The 17,393-nt window shown below is 73.7% G+C and carries 11 protein-coding genes and 1 pseudogene; 7 read left to right on the top strand and 5 right to left on the bottom strand.

Annotated features, from left to right (window positions below; all coding sequences use genetic code 11):
* Window positions 1–27 precede the first annotated feature (27 nt).
* A complete protein-coding gene (locus PV796_RS16330) occupies window positions 28–1,401 on the bottom strand; it encodes a hypothetical protein (RefSeq protein WP_274913925.1) in 1,374 nt (457 codons plus the stop codon).
* A gap of 209 nt (window positions 1,402–1,610) precedes the next feature.
* On the opposite strand from PV796_RS16330, the gene PV796_RS16335 reads away from it, so the two are divergent.
* Together PV796_RS16335 and PV796_RS16340 are read left to right on the top strand one after the other, a co-directional pair.
* A complete protein-coding gene (locus PV796_RS16335) occupies window positions 1,611–4,196 on the top strand; it encodes a helicase C-terminal domain-containing protein (RefSeq protein WP_274913927.1) in 2,586 nt (861 codons plus the stop codon).
* A 162-nt stretch (window positions 4,197–4,358) separates the two neighbouring features.
* A pseudogene (locus PV796_RS16340) lies at window positions 4,359–5,993 on the top strand (DNA repair helicase XPB); the annotation flags it as partial.
* Window positions 5,994–6,173: 180 nt separating this feature from the next.
* On the opposite strand, the gene PV796_RS16345 reads toward PV796_RS16340, so the two are convergent.
* Together PV796_RS16345 and PV796_RS16350 are read right to left on the bottom strand one after the other, a co-directional pair.
* Window positions 6,174–7,475 (bottom strand): glycosyltransferase 87 family protein, encoded by a 1,302-nt coding sequence (locus PV796_RS16345; RefSeq protein WP_274913930.1) that lies wholly within the window; start codon window positions 7,473–7,475, stop codon window positions 6,174–6,176.
* Window positions 7,476–7,981: 506 nt separating this feature from the next.
* A complete protein-coding gene (locus PV796_RS16350; RefSeq protein WP_274913931.1) occupies window positions 7,982–8,188 on the bottom strand; it encodes a hypothetical protein in 207 nt (68 codons plus the stop codon).
* Window positions 8,189–8,735: 547 nt separating this feature from the next.
* On the opposite strand from PV796_RS16350, the gene PV796_RS16355 reads away from it, so the two are divergent.
* Window positions 8,736–10,856: a HelD family protein gene (locus PV796_RS16355; protein ID WP_446750688.1), complete on the top strand. Its 2,121-nt coding sequence runs from the start codon at window positions 8,736–8,738 to the stop codon at window positions 10,854–10,856.
* A gap of 133 nt (window positions 10,857–10,989) precedes the next feature.
* On the opposite strand, the gene PV796_RS16360 is transcribed toward PV796_RS16355, so the two are convergent.
* Window positions 10,990–13,278, bottom strand: a complete 2,289-nt coding sequence (locus PV796_RS16360; RefSeq protein WP_274913932.1) for an FG-GAP repeat domain-containing protein — start codon at window positions 13,276–13,278, stop codon at window positions 10,990–10,992.
* Window positions 13,279–13,539: 261 nt separating this feature from the next.
* Window positions 13,540–14,262, bottom strand: a complete 723-nt coding sequence (locus tag PV796_RS16365; protein ID WP_274913934.1) for a copper homeostasis protein CutC — start codon at window positions 14,260–14,262, stop codon at window positions 13,540–13,542.
* A 302-nt stretch (window positions 14,263–14,564) separates the two neighbouring features.
* Between PV796_RS16365 and PV796_RS16370 the strand changes: the two genes are divergently transcribed.
* From PV796_RS16370 to PV796_RS16385, 4 genes are read left to right on the top strand one after another with little or no spacing between them, the layout of a single operon-like run.
* On the top strand, window positions 14,565–15,032 hold the full coding sequence (locus PV796_RS16370) for a hypothetical protein (protein WP_274913935.1): 468 nt from the start codon (window positions 14,565–14,567) through the stop codon (window positions 15,030–15,032).
* Window positions 15,029–15,772: a hypothetical protein gene (locus PV796_RS16375; protein WP_274913937.1), complete on the top strand. Its 744-nt coding sequence runs from the start codon at window positions 15,029–15,031 to the stop codon at window positions 15,770–15,772. Before PV796_RS16370 ends, PV796_RS16375 begins: the two co-directional genes overlap by 4 nt.
* Window positions 15,773–15,801: 29 nt before the next feature.
* Window positions 15,802–16,662, top strand: a complete 861-nt coding sequence (locus tag PV796_RS16380) for a transporter substrate-binding domain-containing protein (protein WP_274913938.1) — start codon at window positions 15,802–15,804, stop codon at window positions 16,660–16,662.
* Window positions 16,663–16,680: 18 nt separating this feature from the next.
* Complete coding sequence (locus tag PV796_RS16385) at window positions 16,681–17,361, top strand: HD domain-containing protein (protein WP_274913939.1); 681 nt, start codon at window positions 16,681–16,683, stop codon at window positions 17,359–17,361.
* Window positions 17,362–17,393: the final 32 nt, after the last annotated feature.

A 17,393-nucleotide genomic window follows, 5' to 3' on the forward strand; every position in this document is an offset into this window, starting at 1 on the left:
GGTTGGGGCCGCCGCCCGGGCCGCGCCTCAGCCCGCCGCCGTCCGCCGCATCCGCCACAGCAGGAACAGCGCCGAGGCGATCGCCGCCACGCGCACCGCGACCGGGAGACCGGCGAGGAGTTCCTGCCCCAGGTGGCCCGGGGGAATCGGGTCGCCCCAACGGCCGGTGGCCCGGCCCCAGATCCAGCCGATCAGGCTGCCGCCGACGAGGCCGGGCACGCCCAGCGCCGCGAACTTGGTCTCCCGGCGGCTGAGCCGGTGCGAAATGTAGGCGAGCCCCCAGCCGCCGGCCAGCGCCAGCCAGGAGCCGACCACCGCGCCGGCCACCAACAGCAGCACCGCCAGCGTCAACACCGGGCTGAGCCAGGCCCGTAGCGGCATCGGCACCGGCTTGCCCGCGCCGTCCTGCACGGGCTCCGCGGCGGGCGCGGGCCCGGCCGGGGCGGCCGCCCGCCGGGGCCCGAGCGTCCGCCGCAACAGGGCCGGCAGGATCGGGCCCGGGGCCTTGGCGCCGTCCCCCTCCGGCACCGTGGACGGGGCCGTGGAAAGGTCCTGGGACGGGCTCTTCGACGGGTCCTGCGCCAGGTCCTTCGAGGGGGCCTTCGAGGGGGCCTTCGAGGGGGCCTTCGTCAGCCCCCAGGCCAGGCCCTTGGGGAGGCCCTTCACCAGCGACGGCGTGCCCTTGCCGTCCCCGCCGTCCCCGTCCTTGCCCTCGCCCCCGGCCTCCTTCTCGTCCTCGTCCTCGTCCTCGGGGTGGTCCCAGACCTCGGGGATCTCGATGCCGCCGACGAAGCCGGGCACCGTGTCCGCCGCCCCGGAGGCCATGGGCTCCATCCCGAAGGGCGCGGCCTCCACCCGCCACCAATCAGGCGGGTCCTCGGCGTCCCCCAGTTCGTCGGCGCCGGCCAGATGGGGCGGGGCGCCGACCGACGGGGCCGGGGCGGCCGGCGGGTCGAGGCGCTTCTTCAGGAAACCGGGCCGGCGGCCGCCCGGCTCCGGCTCGTCGCCGTCGCGCGGCGCGGGCACCTTGCCCAGCAGTCCGCCCAACTTCTCGCGGGCGCCGGCCCATTGCGCGGGGCGGCCCGGTTCCGCGGGAGCGGGTGCGGGGGCCGGTGCGGGCGCCGGGGTTGCCGGCCGGGGCGTCCCGCCGCCCTCCGGGCCGGCCCCGCCCTCCTTCTCGGCCGCGGCCCGCACCACCGCCTCCGGCGTCCCCAGCCGGGCCAGCATCCGTTTCACGCCGGACACCGAATCGGCCTTCTGCTCGGCCTTCTGCGCGTCGATCTCGGCCCGCAGCGAGGCCACCAGCCGCATCCGGGCGCCCGACGGCAGCCCCCACTGCTGGGCCAGGTCGCCCACCCGGCTCAGATAGTCAAAGACGAGCTGCTCGCTCTCGATCCCCACGAAAACCCCTGCGGCGTGCGCTGGTTGCTGCTCCGACGGTACCGCGTGCCCCACCCCGGCACCGCGGCGTACCCGGGCCCGGGCACACCCGCCCGCCCGCGCCCGCGCCGGGCGTCCCGCCCCCGTCGCCCCCGCCACCACCCCGCCCGTCCCGATCCGCGCCCGTCGCCTGCTCCCGCCGCCACCCCCGCCCGGCTACCGTTGGACCAATGACCACCGCTACCCCCCGCACCCTCGCCGAGGAGCTCCGGACGCGTTCCGACGACGGGCTCGCCGGGCTGCTGCGGGCCCGGCCCGACCTGCTCAACCCGGTACCCGGCGACCTGACGCAGCTCGCCACCCGGGCCGGCACCCGGGCATCGGTGGTCCGCGCCGTGGAACGACTCGACGCCTTCGCCCTCCAGACCGCCGAGGCGCTGGCGGTCGCGCCGGACCCGTGCCCGTACCCGACGCTGGCGGCGCTGATGGCCGGGGACGCCGGCGACGCGGCGGTCGCTGCCGCGCTGCCCGGGGCGGTGGCTGAGCTGCGCGCCCAGGCGCTGGTGTGGGGCCCGGACGACCGGCTGCGCCTGGTCCGCACCGCCCGCGAACTGCTCACCCCGAGCCCCGCCCGCCCGTCGCCGACCGGCCTCGGCCCGACCGTTGCCGAGGCCACCGCCGGGACGTCGCCCGGCCGGCTCCAGGAACTGCTGGCCGCGGCCGGCCTGCCCGGCACCCACGACCCGGTGTCCGCGGTCGCCGCCCTCACCGACCTCTTCTCCGACCGCGCCCGGATGGCCGCGCTGCTGGACGCGGCGCCCGCCGAGGCCGTCGCCGTCCTGGACAGGCTGCTGTGGGGCCCGCCGTACGGGGCGGTCACCGACCGGCCGGCCGCCCATCTCACGTGGCTCCTCGACCGCGGCCTGCTGCTCCCGGCCGGCGCCCGCAACGTCGTCCTCCCCCGGGAGGCCGCGCTCCACCTGCGCGCCGGGCGCGCGCACCACGCGCCGGAGCCGACGCCGCCCGACCTCGCCCCGGCCGCCACCGCCCGCGATCCACAGCTTGTGGACAACACCGCCGCGGGCCAGGCGTTCACCGCGCTGGCCACCATCGAGGAGCTGCTCAAGGAGTGGGACCTCGGCGGCCCGCCCGTCCTGCGCGCCGGCGGCCTGAGCGTCCGCGACCTCAAGCGGACCGCGACCGCCCTGGACACCACCGAGCAGCTCGCCGCCTTCTGGCTCGAACTCGCCTACGCGGCCGGGCTGATCGCCTCCGACGGCGAGGCCGACGAGCGCTACGCCGCCACCCCGGCCGCCGAGGAGTGGCTCCAACTCCCCGACCCCGAGCGCTGGTCGATCCTGGTCACCGCCTGGCTGCCGGCCACCCGCGCCCCCGGAGTGGTCGGCACCGCCGACACCAAGGGCCGCGCCCTGGCCGCCCTCGGCCCGCACCTCGACCGCTCCCCCGCCCCCGAGGTCCGCCACCGCGTCCTGTCCCTCCTGGCCACGCTCCCGCCCGGCAGCTCCGTACCGGAGCCGGCCCTGCTCGCCCGCCTGCGCTGGGAACGCCCCCTCCGGGCCGCCGCACCGGCCGCCCAGCCCCCGGCGTCGGCCCCCGCGCCCGCGTCCCCGGACGCCCCGACCGGGCCCGCACCCGTCGACGACCTGCGCTCCCGGCTCGCCCAATGGACGCTCACCGAGGCCGAGTTGCTGGGCGTGACGGGCCGCGGCGCGCTCGCCGCCCACGGCCGCGCCCTCATCGGCGCCGCCCCGGACGCGCCCATGGCGGGCACCGAGGAACCGTCCCGCCCGCTCACCCCCGCCGAGGCGGCCACCGCAGCCGGCCGCGCCGCCGTCCTGCTCGCCCCGCTGCTGCCCGAACCGCTCGACCACGTCCTGCTCCAGGCCGACCTGACCGCCGTCGCCCCCGGCCCGTTGCAGCGCCCGCTCGCCGAGGCGCTCGGCACCCTGGCCGACATCGAGTCCAAGGGCGGCGCCACGGTCTACCGCTTCACGCCGGGCTCGGTGCGCCGCGCCCTGGACGCCGGCCGGTCCGCCGCCGAGCTCCAGGAGTTCCTGACCGCCCACTCCCGCACCCCGGTGCCCCAGCCGCTCGCGTACCTCATCGACGATGTGGCCCGCAGACACGGCCAGTTGCGGGTCGGCGCCGCCACCGCCTACGTCCGCTGCGACGACGACGCGCTGCTCTCCGAGATCCTCGCCGACCGCCGCGCCGCCGCCCTGCGGCTGCGCCGGCTGGCCCCGACCGTGCTCGCCGCCCAGTCCGCCCCGGACCAACTCCTCGACGGCCTAAGGGCGATGGGCTTCGCCCCGGCCGCGGAGTCCGCCGCCGGCGACGTCCTGATCGCCCGCGCCGACGCCTACCGCACCCCGCCGCGCACCGCCCCCACCCCCGTGCCCGACGGCCCGCCGCCGCCCGACACCACCCTCCTTACGGCCGCGGTCCGCGCCATCCGCGCCGGCGACCTCGCCGCCACCGCCGAACGCAAACCATCCCCGGGCCCCCGCCCCGCGACGCCGTCGACCCCCGCCGACACCTCGCCCCGCACCCCGGGCGCCCTGCCCCGCACCACCTCCGCCGAGACCCTGGCCACCATGCAGGCCGCGGTCCTCACCAGCTCCCCCGTCTGGATCGGCTACGTCAACGCGGACGGCGCCGCCAGCCAGCGGGTGATCGCCCCCGTCCGCGTCGAGGGCGGCTTCGTCACCGCCTACGACCACACCTCCGACGAGGTCCGCACCTACCCCCTCCACCGCATCACGGGCGTCGCGGAACTGGCCGACGACGCGGTCTGAGCCCGGCTCCCGCGGCGCCCCACGAGCCCGTCCGCCGGACCCGGGCCGCCCTGTCAGTGCGATGCGGCACACTGGACGTTTGGCACGTTCGACCGCCCCCGGCGGCCCACGTCCCCACGACTGTGCACCACAGCCCGCACCACAGAGCGAAAGGCGAGGCGCGTGAACGGACCCCTCATCGTCCAGAGCGACAAGACGCTGCTGCTGGAGGTGGACCACGAGCAGGCGGACGCCTGCCGTCGGGCCATCGCGCCGTTCGCCGAGCTGGAGCGGGCGCCGGAGCACATCCACACCTACCGGGTCACCCCGCTCGGGCTGTGGAACGCGCGGGCCGCCGGCCACGACGCCGAGCAGGTCGTGGACGCACTGGTGCAGTTCTCCCGGTACCCGGTGCCGCACGCGCTGCTCGTCGACGTCGCCGAGACCATGTCGCGCTACGGGCGGCTGACGCTCACCAAGCACCCCGCGCACGGCCTGGTGCTCTCCACCACCGACCGCCCCGTCCTGGAGGAGATCCTCCGCTCCAAGAAGGTGCAGCCGCTGGTCGGCGACCGCATCGACCCGGACAGCGTCGTGGTGCACCCGTCCGAGCGCGGCCAGATCAAGCAGACGCTGCTGAAGCTGGGCTGGCCGGCCGAGGACCTGGCCGGTTACGTCGACGGCGAGGCGCACCCGATCGAGCTGGACCAGAACGGCTGGGCGCTGCGCCCGTACCAGGAGCAGGCCGTGGAGGGCTTCTGGCACGGCGGCTCGGGCGTCGTGGTGCTGCCCTGCGGCGCCGGCAAGACGCTGGTCGGCGCCGGCGCGATGGCGCGGGCCAAGGCGACCACGCTGATCCTGGTCACCAACACCGTCTCGGCCCGGCAGTGGAAGCACGAGCTGGTGAAGCGGACGTCCCTGACCGAGAGCGAGATCGGCGAGTACAGCGGCACGAAGAAGGAGATCCGCCCGGTCACCATCGCCACGTACCAGGTGCTGACGACCAAGCGGAAGGGCGTCTACCCGCACCTGGAGCTCTTCGACTCCCGTGACTGGGGCCTGATCCTCTACGACGAGGTGCACCTGCTGCCCGCCCCGGTCTTCAAGTTCACCGCCGATCTCCAGGCCCGGCGCCGGCTGGGGTTGACCGCGACCCTGGTGCGCGAGGACGGGCGGGAGTCGGACGTCTTCTCGCTGATCGGGCCCAAGCGGTTCGACGCCCCGTGGAAGGAGATCGAGGCGCAGGGCTACATCGCGCCGGCGGACTGCGTCGAGGTGCGGGTGGACCTGACCGACTCGGAGCGGCTGGCGTACGCCACGGCCGAGACGGAGGAGAAGTACCGCTTCTGTGCCACCACGGGCAGCAAGCAGCGGGTGACCGAGGCGCTGGTGCGGCGGCACGCGGGCGAGCAGACGCTGGTCATCGGCCAATACATCGACCAGCTCGACGAGTTGGGCGAGCACCTCGACGCGCCGGTGATCAAGGGCGAGACCTCCAACGCGCAGCGCGAGAAGCTCTTCGACGCCTTCCGCGAGGGCGAGCTCTCGGTCCTGGTGGTGTCCAAGGTCGCCAACTTCTCCATCGACCTGCCGGAGGCCACCGTCGCGATCCAGGTGTCCGGCACCTTCGGCTCCCGCCAGGAGGAGGCCCAGCGGCTGGGCCGCGTCCTGCGCCCCAAGGCGGACGGCCACGAGGCCCGCTTCTACTCGGTCGTCGCCCGCGACACCATCGACCAGGACTTCGCCGCCCACCGCCAACGCTTCCTCGCCGAACAGGGCTACGCCTACCGCATCGTGGACGCCAGCGAGCTGCTCGCGACGGGCAACGCCGACACGGACGGGGACGAGCTGGACGACCTGATGGGTGGGGACGAGCTCGTGAGCGGTGACGAGTTCGTGAGCGGTGACGGGCTCGTCAGTGGGGACGAACTCCCGGGCGGGGGTGGCCTGGCGGCCGGGGAGGACGATCCGGCGACGGCGTGAGCGCCTTCCCCGCCGTCAGCCCGACGGGGTGGCGGCGGGGCTCCGGCCGCTGGTGCGCGGGAACGGGACGCGGCGGTCGGCGGTGATGCCGCCCGGGACGCCGGCGCGCGGTGGCGTCCGGTACGCCCACCAGATCAGCGCGGCCAACAGCGCGAGGCCGAGCAACGGGTAGGGGGCGGCGAGCGGCTGCTGCCACCAGGAGAAGTGCAGGGCCACGGTGCCCTGGTGGTACTGGAGCCACATCGTGCGGGCGCTGAAGGCGACCGCCACGGCGCCCACCAGCGCCCACCGCCAGGGGTCCCGCCGGGCGTGCGCGGCCAGCGCGACCAGCAGCGGAACGCACCAGACCCAGTGGTGCGACCAACTGATCGGCGAGACCAGCAGCGCGGTGACGGCGGTGGCCAACACGCCCCAGAGGTCGTGGCCGCGGCGGACGTAGACCTGACGGGCGGCCCAGAGCCCGGCCACCGCGGTGATCGCGGCCGCCGCCAGCCACCAGGCGCCCGGTTCGGCGGTGTGCAGGAGCCGGGCGACGAGCCCCTGGAGCGACTGGTTGTCGACGATCCACACCTTGCCGACCCGCTGGGTCTCGAACATCCGCTGCGTCCAGAACTCCACGGTCGCCCCGGGCAGCACCAACGCGCCCAGCAGCACCGACGCCACGAACCCGGCGAGGGCGGTGAACGCGGCCTTCACCCGGCCGGTGATCAGCAGATAGACCGCGAAGATCGCGGGGGTGAGCTTGATGCCCGCGGCGAGGCCGGTGGCGAAGCCCTTGAAGCGGGCGCCGTCCGGACGGGAGAGGTCCCAGAGCACCAGGCAGGTCAGGGCGAGGTTGACCTGCCCGAAGACCAGGGTCTGGAAGACCGGTTCGAGCCAGAGGCCGACGGCGGTGGTGGCGAGGACCAGCGGCGCGGAGTACGCGGCCCGGCGCAGGCCGGCGGCCTTGCAGGAGAGGTGGATCAGCAGCGCCAGGAGGGCCGCGTTGACCAGGACGCAGGTGATCTTGAGAGTGGTGAGCGAGATCCAGGTGGTGGGGACGAACAGCAGGGCGGCGAACGGCGGATACGTCGCCGGGAGCGCCCACTTGGTGACCGTGAAGCCGTAGAGATCACCGCCGGTCGCGGCGGCGTGCCCCTCGGCGCGGTAGACCTCTATGTCGGACATCGGGAGCTGCACGGCCAGGGAGAGCGCATACAGCCCGGCGAAGGACAGCGCCAGCAGCGCCACGCCTATCCCCAGTCGGCCGGGGCTCGCCATGCTCTGCGCCCATGTGCGTCTCCACGTCCACGTCCCCGTCCCGTCGGCGGCAGACACCCGTTGACCCCTCCTCGTCGCCCTGAGCGCGCTCGCTGCGGCGACGCTAGTGGATCGAGACCGACCGTCCGTAACGCTTTCCGGTCAACCGGATGTCCATGCGGAATCGGGCGTCACACGCACGAAAGGTACGCGATCGCGATCCCGCCTGCCCGTGCGGTACGTATGGCGGCCGTACAGCCGTGGGTAGCGGTGCGCAGCCGTGCGTAGTGGTTGGTGTTCTCAGACTCTCGTACGTGCTCGGACTCTCGTACGTGCTCGGACTCGTTTGTGCTCGGACTCGTTTGTGCTCGGACTCGTATGCGTGCCGATGTGTGCGGACGGACTCGGATGCGTGGCGATGTGTGGACGGACTCGTGTGTGCGCGGCGTGCGGACTCATGTGTCCGGGCTCGCGTGTGTGCGGACGTGCCGGTGTGCGGACGTGGCCCGTGCGGGCTCGTGCGCGCCGGCTCGTGTGCGCGCCGGGTGGTGCCCACGCCCTCGGCTAGGCGGGGCGCCGGTGGGTCACCGCTCGGTGTACTCGCCCATCACCACCACGCTGAAGGCGGCGGCGGTGAAGACCTTGACCGCGCGCAGGGCGTTGCCCAGCGCGTGACGGTGCTCGGGTGCGTCCGCCGAGCCGTTGGCGGCGGCGCCGAGGGACGTGTCGCCCTTGGTCGAGCGGAGTGGGACGGCGTGGACAGGGGCTGAGGTGAACGTTGCGCTGCTCATGCCTCCATCATCGTTTTCGCGCGATTGGCGCACATCGCCCCACAGTGCGATCTCTTCGCGGCTCGGCATCCGCCTCTGGGTCCACCCCATCCCCTACGGGAGACCTACGGGACTCGGGGTTCTCCGCCGCGAGTACGGCACGAGGAGGAGGCGCGCGGCCGCCCGCCGGAAAACCCGTTGGCACCTTGGCCTGGCCGCTGACTACAATCGCGCGCCTGCCTGCCTCCCGCCTGGGCAGCGCCGCCGACCGGTCGGAAACCGGCCGGCCCTTCGCATCATGCCGCAGCCCACCGTCGCACCGGCGCCGCATGCCGTTGAATGACCGCCCACCGGAGGCAAGCCCGTGCCCTCGCACGCCCACCCGTCGCCCGACCACCACCCCTCAACGCCGGCGCTACGCACCGAAAGCCCCACACCGTCACCCGACCACCACCCCTCAACGCCGGCGCTACGCACCGAAAGCCCCACACCGTCACCCGACCACCACCCCTCAACGCCGGCGCTACGCACCGAAAGCCCCACACCGTCGCCCGGCGACGCCCACGGCCTGGAGCCCGCTCCGCCAGCCCCCGCCCCCGTCCCCGATCAGGGCTCCGCGCCCGGCGCGGCATCCGACCCGCTCCAGCGGGAGCGTGCGCACCTCGCCGCCTCCCGGGCCGCCCTGCGCGCCATGCGGGAGGACGCGCAGTCCCTGAACATCGCGGACGTCACCGCGAACTGGGTCAACGCCGAGGTCCTCCAGGGCGAGATCGACGCCCGCATCAAGGCGCTCGCCGACCTCTCCGGCACCCCGCTGTTCTTCGGCCGGCTCGACTACCTCCACGCCCCGGGCGTGGACGTCGCCGAGGGGGCCGACGGGGAGAACTTCTACGTCGGGCGCCGGCACGTGCACGACTCCGACGGCGACCCCATGGTCATCGACTGGCGCGCCCCGGTCTCCCAGCCGTTCTACCGGGCCTCCAAGAAGGACCCGCTGGACCTCAAGCTGCGCCGCCGCTTCGGCTACACCGGCGGCGAGTTGACCGCCTACGAGGACGAGCACCTGACCGACCCGGCCGAGGCCGAGACCACCAGCGCCCTCCTCCAGGCGGAGATCGAGCGTCCGCGCGTCGGCCCGATGCGGGACATCGTCGCCACCATCCAGCCCGAACAGGACGAGATCGTCCGGGCCGGCATCGGGGGCACGGTCTGCGTCCAGGGCGCGCCCGGCACCGGCAAGACCGCGGTGGGCCTGCACCGGGTCGCGTATCTGCTGTACGCCCACCGGGAGCGGCTGGCCCGCTCCGGCACCCTGGTGATCGGCCCGAACCGCTCGTTCCTCCGCTACATCGAGCAAGTGCTGCCCACCCTGGGGGAGTTGGAGGTCAAGCAGGCCACGATCGACGACCTGGTCGGCCATGTGGAGGTGCTCGGCGCGGACGACGCGGCCGCGGCCACGATCAAGGGCGACGCGCGGATGGCCGAGGTGCTGCGCCGGGCGGTCCGCTCGCACGTCACGGCGCCGCAGGAGCCCTGCGTGGTGGTCCGTGGCTCCCGCCGCTGGCGCGTTCCGGCGTACGAACTGGAGGAGATCGTCCAGGAATTGCGGGACCGCGACATCCGTTACGGCGCGGCCCGCGAGGCGCTTCCGCAGCGGATCGCGCACGCCGTGCTGGTCCGGATGGAGCAGGCGGGCGAGGCGCCCGATGACCGGGTGCAGGACGCGGTGGCCCGTAATGCCGCGGTGAAGGAGGCGGTCAAGGCGATCTGGCCGCCGGTCGATCCGGCGAAGCTGGTGCTGCGGCTGCTGGGCGACGCGGACTTTCTCGCCGAACACGCCGAGGGGGTCCTCTCCGACGAGGAGCAGCAGACGATCCTGTGGGCGCCGCCCGGATCGGGGAAGAAGCCGCCGCGCAGCGTGCGGAGCGCCAAGTGGTCAGCCGCGGACGCGGTGTTGATCGACGAGGCGATGGACCTGGTGAGCCGCACGCACTCGCTGGGCCATGTGGTGCTGGACGAGGCGCAGGACCTGTCGCCGATGCAGTACCGCGCGGTGGGTCGCCGCTGCACCACGGGGTCGGCGACGATCCTGGGGGACATCGCCCAGGGCACCACCCCGTGGGCGACCGACACCTGGCGGCAGGCGCTGGCCCACCTGGGCAAGCCCGATTCCGCCGTGGAGGAGCTGACCCAGGGCTTCCGCGTGCCGCGTGAGGTCATCGGCTACGCGTCCCGTTTGCTGCCCGCGATCGCGCCCGATCTGAAGGAGGCCACCTCCATCCGCGAGTCGGCGGGCGACTTCGGGATCCGCGCGGTGCAGCCGGCGGACCTGGACGCGACGGTCCTGGCGGCCTGTCGGGACGCGCTGGTCAAGGAGGGTTCGATCGGCCTGATCGCGGCGGACGCGCGTATTCCGCTGCTGCGCGCGGCACTTGAGGAGGCCGGCATCAACGCGCTGCCCCCGGGCGCGGAGACCTCGGCCGACGCCCGGTTGACGCTGGTGCCCGCCACTCTGGCCAAGGGCCTGGAGTACGACTACGTGGTGCTGGACGAACCGGCCGCGATCGTGGCCGGCGAGCCGGACGAACGGACCGGCCTGCGCCGCCTGTACGTGTGCCTGACCCGCCCGGTCTCCGGCCTGACGATCGTCCACGCGGCGGCCCTGCCGGGGCAGTTGGGGAACGGCTGACGGCGGGCTGGCCGGGCCCGCCCGACGGCTCCTCGTCCGGGGAGCCGTCGGGCGGCGCTTGCGCAGAATCGAGCGCCCCGGCACGGAAACGGGGGCGCGCGCCCGCTCAGGCGCCCGCCCCCGCCTCCCGTCCTCAGGAGAGGGTCTGGCCCGGATAGATCGAGATTCCCGTCTTCTCCCGCGGGGCGAACGGCGCCCGCCAGTTGCCGGTGCCGTGGTAGACGTACGCGTCGCCGTTGGACGAGGTGACCAGGAGGTCGGCCTTGCCGTCGTTGTTCGCGTCACCGATGCCGACCATCTGGGAGTACGCCCCCCAGCCGCCGCCGATCCGCCGCCGGCCGTCGAAGTTGCCGTCACCCTTGCCCAAGTACAGCCACAGCACACCGGACTTGTCCCGCGCCACCAGGTCGCCGTGCGGGGCACCGGCCACGTCGCCGACCGAGGTGATCTGGTCGTAGGCGTTCCAGCCGCCGCCGACCTTCACCCGGGGGGCGAACGGCGCCTTCCAGTTGCCCGTGCCCTTGTAGAGCCAGAGGACCCCGGCGGAGTCGCGGGCCAGCAGGTCGGCGCGGCCGTCGCCGTTGACGTCACCGCCACCGGTGAGCTGGGTGTAACCACCCCAGCCGCCGCCGATCTTGACGCGGCCGTCGAAGTTGCCGTCACCCTTGCCCAAGTACAGCCACAGCACACCGGACTTGTCCCGCGCCACCAGGTCGCCGTGTGGGGCACCGGCCACGTCGCCGACGGCGGTGACCTGGTTGTAGGTGTCCCAACCGCCCCCGATCCGGGCCGCGTCAGGGCTCTTCAACTTCCCGTTCTCGGGGTCGAGGTAGGTGTCCTCGCGCTTCATCTCGCCCCAACTGCCGCGGAGCAGCAGGTCCGGCGTTCCGTTGTCGGAGTAGTCGTGCGGAGCGGGCGGGCGCGACACCGTGAAGGTGCCGTCCGCGTCGAGGGCCGGCCCGATGCCGTTGCGCGGCTTGGCCGTCAGCTTCCAGGTGTAACGGCCGTTGGGGGCCGCCTGGTTGGGGGCGTAGGAGGGGCCGAGCAGACCGTCCCAGTCCAGGTCCACCCAGATCGGCCCCCTGTCCTCCCACTTGGCGGGGTCGATCGGCAGCTCGAACTCGCGGGACGCGCCGGAGGCGGTGTGGCGCAGGGTGACGGTCACGTCGGCGTTGCCGTGCGAGAGCTGCCAACGCGGCTTCCAGTGCCCCTTGTTCAGCTCGACCACGTTCGGGACCTGGGCGCCCACCAGGGCGAGCCCGGTCCGCTCGCCGGTGCTGGCGAGCAGCTTGGCGACGGGCGCACCGTCGGTCCCGGGGGAGACGCGGTAGAGCCCCTCCCCGTTTTCCGTGGTGCCGCCCATCACCAGCAGGTCGCCGTCCGGGGTGGGGGTGAGCGAGGAGGCGTGGTCCAGCACCTTGCGGCCCTTGCCGCCGCCGATCGGGACGGCCCGGAAGGCCGGATCGCCGCTGCCGTGGCCCTCGTTGGCCCGCCAGGCGTTCCCGTACAGCGCCCAGTCGCCGACCAGGCCCACCTTGGGGGTGACGACGCGGTCGAGGTCCGTCTCCCACAGAGCCCCGTTCATCGTCATCGTCACCAGCGTCGTCTTGGTGTCGTCCACAACCGATGGGCCGGCGACCGCCAAATGTCTGTTGGACAACGCGATGCTGGCCGTGTATCCGCCGATCACGCCTGGGCCGGTAATGACCTTGGCGTGACGCAGATCGGCCACGGTGAACTCGTACAAGTGCCGGTCCTGGGCGCCGGGCGGCATGGTCGAGTAGCGCAATACGATCCGGCCGTCGAAGCCCGCCTCCAGGTCGACCTCCCGCGTGGCGTCGGGCAGCCCGGTGATCACCTGGTCGGTGACCTTGTCGCCCGCGGCCTCAAGGACGTGCGCCCGTACGGTGCCCCTGCCCTTGTCCCGCTCGTACGCGACCACCCGCGACCCCACGGTGCCCAGGTAGTGGTAGCCGTACGTGGTGAGGTCGATGAGGGTGGACGACCCGGTGGCCATGTCCCGCAGGGTGATCTTCTGGGAGGCGCCCATGACCGGGTCGTCCCCGAGGGCCACGATGTCGGACGCCGTGCCGTGCGTCGTCTCGTAGGAGGACAGGCGGTCGTCCTGGGCCAGCTTGGTCGTCGTGCCGTCCGCGTACCGGGTCCACCGCACGGTGTGTTGGGCGTCGACGGAGAGGAAGCCGGTGCGGCCCGCGCTGACGATCTCGGAACCGGCGGCGATCTTCAGCGCCGGATCGGGGGCGGTGGTCGCGGAGGCGGCGGGGGTGGCGGCGACGGCGGGCGCGACGAGGGGGCCGGCGGTGACCGCCAGGGCCAACGCGACGGCTCCGGTCACGAGTTGACGCGAACGGCCGGCCGACCCGGGGGTGCGGGGCCGACGGGGTATGGCGGACTGGGTCATCTGCCCTCCTGGCGAGGCGTGGTGCGGGCCGGAGGGTGGCCGGAAGGACGCGAATCCCCCAAGCCGATGGAATTCGCTCCCCCATGCCGATTCGCGTAAATCCTACCAATGGGTAGTTCGCGGGCGCTGTCCGTTTTTTTCGCCCCCGGAGCGGAGATGTTCCGCCTCTACGGGCCCGCGCGCGTAACGCCCCGCGGCGCTACGGGCGATCGCGGGTCGGCCCGACGAACTCCCCGGACCGGCCCGCCCGTTCGACGCCGCTCAGACCGGCGAGACCACCGGCGCGTCCAGGGCCGCCCGCCACTCCCGTACGGCGGCGGCGTCCACCGGGCCGCTCCAGCCAGCGGGGCGGGCCGCGCCCCCGATGTGGAAGGCGTCCAGCCCGGCCGCCCGCAGCTCCGGCAGGTGCCCCAACTGGAGCCCGCCGCCTACCAAGATCCGCGGCGCGTACCCGGGTTCGTCGGCCGCGGTGCGCGCCTGCTCGCCGATCAGCGTCGCCAGCCCCGCGCCGACGCCCTCCGCGGCACCCGCGGTCAGATAGGTGTCCAGCCCGGACGGGCCGGCGAGGCCCGCCAGCTCCCGGCGGAGCGCGTCGCGGTCGGCGGCCCGGTCGACGGCCCGGTGGAAGGTCCACCGGCACCCGTCGATCGCCCCGGCCAGCGCCCGCACCGCGGCCAGGTCCGGCCGCCCGTCCGGCGTCAGGAAGCCCAGGACGAACTCCTCGGCGCCCTCGGCCCGCAGCGCCGCCGCCTGTGCGCGCAGCGCGTCCACGTCGCCCGCGGCGAAGCCGTCGGCGGCGCGCAGCATCACCCGCAGCGGGATGTCGACGGCCGCCCGGATCGCGGCGAACGTGGTGCGCGACGGGGTCAGTCCGTCCGCGGCCATGTCCGCGACCAGTTCCAGGCGGTCGGCACCGCCGGCCTGCGCGGCGACCGCGTCCTCGGGACCGAGCGCGATCACCTCCAGGAGCGCGCGCTGATTCATACGACCCAACCTTCCGATGACGAACGACGTGGCAAGAGCGCGCGGGGCGCGGGCCCGGGGCGGCGCCCGCCCCACACCCCACAACAGGTCTAGTCCAATACCCAGCCTAAGCGCTCACCCCTCACCGCACCGCCATGCACCTCGCAACGTGACGGAAAACCACCCGTTCCCTCCCCTCCCATCCTCCCGAAACCACTCAATGAAGGGAGTGTGAATCAGCGCCCACATGGGTAACACGCCTTTCCTGTAAGGGCGTTGCTCCCATCCGCCGCTCGCCCGCACCCCGAGGACGGAGAGGCCCAATGACCGACCTTGCCACCGTTTCCACCGAAATAGCCCCATATCTCGCCATAGCGGCCAACAGCCTGGGCACCTCCGTCCTCACCGCCGCCCAGGACCGGATCGCCGAACGCACCGTGACCGCCGGCGAGGGCTTCTTCCGCCGCCTGCTGCACCGCCGCGACACCGCCCTCGGCGAAGACCCCGCGCAGCCGCTCCTCGACGCCGACCGCGCCGACGCCCTCGACCGCCTGCTGGCCACCCTCGACGACGGCGACCGCCGGCTGCTCGCCGCCGCCCTGACCGCCTGGCTGAACTCCCCCGAGCACGACGCCGACGGCTTCCGCCGGCACGTCGCCCAACTCGCCGCCGGCGGCCCGCGGATCACCTACAACAACCCCACCGCGACCGGCCAGGGCTCCATCGCCGCCGGCGAGATCCACGGCACCATCAACATGGGAGGCGGCCCCCAGACGCGGGACGACGCATGAGCACCCGGCGACCACCCCGCCCGCCCCAGGGACCCACCCACAACAACGCCACCAGCCACGGCGACCACTCCATCGCCGCGGGCAACATCCGCAACGTCGTCATCCGCTGGGCCCTGCAACACCCCAGCGCCCGCTGGCTGCCCCTGCTCCTGGCCTGCGCCGCCCTGCTCCTCGCCGGCACCACCTGGCCGGACGGCCCGGCCACCCAGTACGCCCTGTGGGCCGTCCTGGTCGCCCTCTCCCTGGCCACCGCCGCCGCCCGCGTCCTCGTCCAACGCCCCCGCGACGCCCGGATCGTGGCCGCCCTCTCCCTCGTCTCCGTCCTGGCCAGCGTCGGCGGCTGGCTGGCCTTCCGGAACGTGGCCACCCACGGCGAGCTCGACGTGACCGGCAAGATCACGCTCCAGGGCCGGCAACCACTGGACGACACCGCCCACCGCACCGTCACCCTGCGCCTGGAACCCTCCTCCCTGAAGGGGAGCCGCAACGCCCTCCGCGTCACCCTGGCCATCGAGGACCAGGACCCCGCCGGCCCGACCTGCGTCCCGGACTCCTCCGCCACCGCCTCGCTGATCAGCTCCGGCGTGCCCTCCCAGCAGCAGAGCGTCAACCCCGACGGCACCGCCGACTTCGACCTGGGTGCGCAGGCCGACGCCGTACGGATCGAGGTCACGCTGACCACCGGCCCCGGTTGCCGGATGAACGTCCGACCCACGCGGGTCACGCTCCACGACCGGTGAACCACCGCACGCACGAGAAACGGGGACCCATGCACTTCCGCACCACCGGCATCGCGGCCGCGCTCGCGCTCACCGCGCTCACCGCCACCGCGTGCAGTTCCAGCGAGCCCGCTTCGCTCTTCGCCTCCGGAAAAGTCCTGGTGGGCGTGAAAAGCGATCAGCCGGGCACCGGATACTTCCCGGACGGCTACAACCCGTCCGGATTCGACATCACCCTCGCGCGGCACATCCTCAAGACCGTTGGCGCGGAACCGGATTTCAGCGCCGTCCCCTCCGAGGACCGGCTCACCGTGCTCACGGGGAAGAAGAAGGACCTGATCATCGCGACCTTCTCCATCACCCCCGACCGCATGAAACAACTCGATTTCGCGGGCCCCTACGCCAATACCCGACAGGGAATCATGGTCCGCAAGAACGACCACCGCATCACCAAACCCTCCGACGTCATCGGCAAACGCGTCTGCGCCTGGCCAGGCACCACCTCGTACAACACCCTCAACGGCCCGGAGGGCGCGGGCATGAAGGTCTACCAGTCGCAGACCGCCCAGGGCTGCATCACCGACCTGCTGAACAAGACCGCCGACGCCGTCTCCACCGACCAGATGATCCTCTACGGATTCACCCAGGAACACCGCGACCTCAAGGTCATCCCCAACATCACCTACGGGCCCTTCAACCAATACGGCATCGCGATGGACAAGGGACACCACGCCGACTGCGTCAAAATCCGCGACGCGCTGAAGGATTATGTCTCGGGCAGCAGTTGGAGCCAGGACTTCTCCACCACCCTCCCGTCCATTCCGCATGCCGACCCCGATTGGGAGGGCCACTACAAGCCCCGCACGGCCAACATCGACGCCCTCTCCTGCCGCGCCAAGCCCGCCTTCTGACCGGACACAATGACGCCCATGACCGACCCCCGCCCCACCCTGGCCGCCCGTTGGACGGCCACCGTCGCGCAGGCCCGCGACACCGCCCAGGAAGGCCCCGACCCCGCCCCGTACGCGGACAACCTGCTGCGCCGCTGGGCCGAGCCACAGCGTCGCTACCACACCACCGACCACCTCATCGCCGTCCTCGACCGGATCGACGAACTCGCCGCGCACGCCGAGGACTTGCCCGCCGTCCAGTTGGCGGCCTGGTTCCACGACGCCGTCTACCGGCCCGACCGCTCCGAGAACGAGGAGCGCAGCGCCGCCCTCGCCGAGCGCGCCCTCCCCGAACTGGGCGTCGACGCGACCCGCACCGCCGAGGTGGCCCGCCTCGTCCGCCTCACCGTCACCCACGACCCGGCGCCCGAGGACCGCAACGGCGCCGTGCTGTGCGACGCCGACCTGGCCGTCCTGGCCGGCGGCCCCGACGCGTACGCCGCCTATGCCGCCGCCGTCCGCGCCGAGTACGGCTTCGTCCCCGACCCGGACTTCCGGGCCGGCCGCGCCACCGTGCTCCGCCAACTCCTCGCCCTCCCCCGCCTGTTCCGCACCCCGTGGGCACACGACCAGTGGGAGGGCGCGGCCCGCCGCAACCTGGCGACCGAACTCGCCCTCCTGGAGAGCGGCGGCGCCCCCGTTACCGGCGACGGCGACTAACCGGGGCGGGAGGGCGCGCTCCACCACGTGGC

Origin of the sequence: Streptomyces sp. WZ-12 (assembly GCF_028898845.1) — a bacterium.
Taxonomy (GTDB): domain Bacteria; phylum Actinomycetota; class Actinomycetes; order Streptomycetales; family Streptomycetaceae; genus Streptomyces.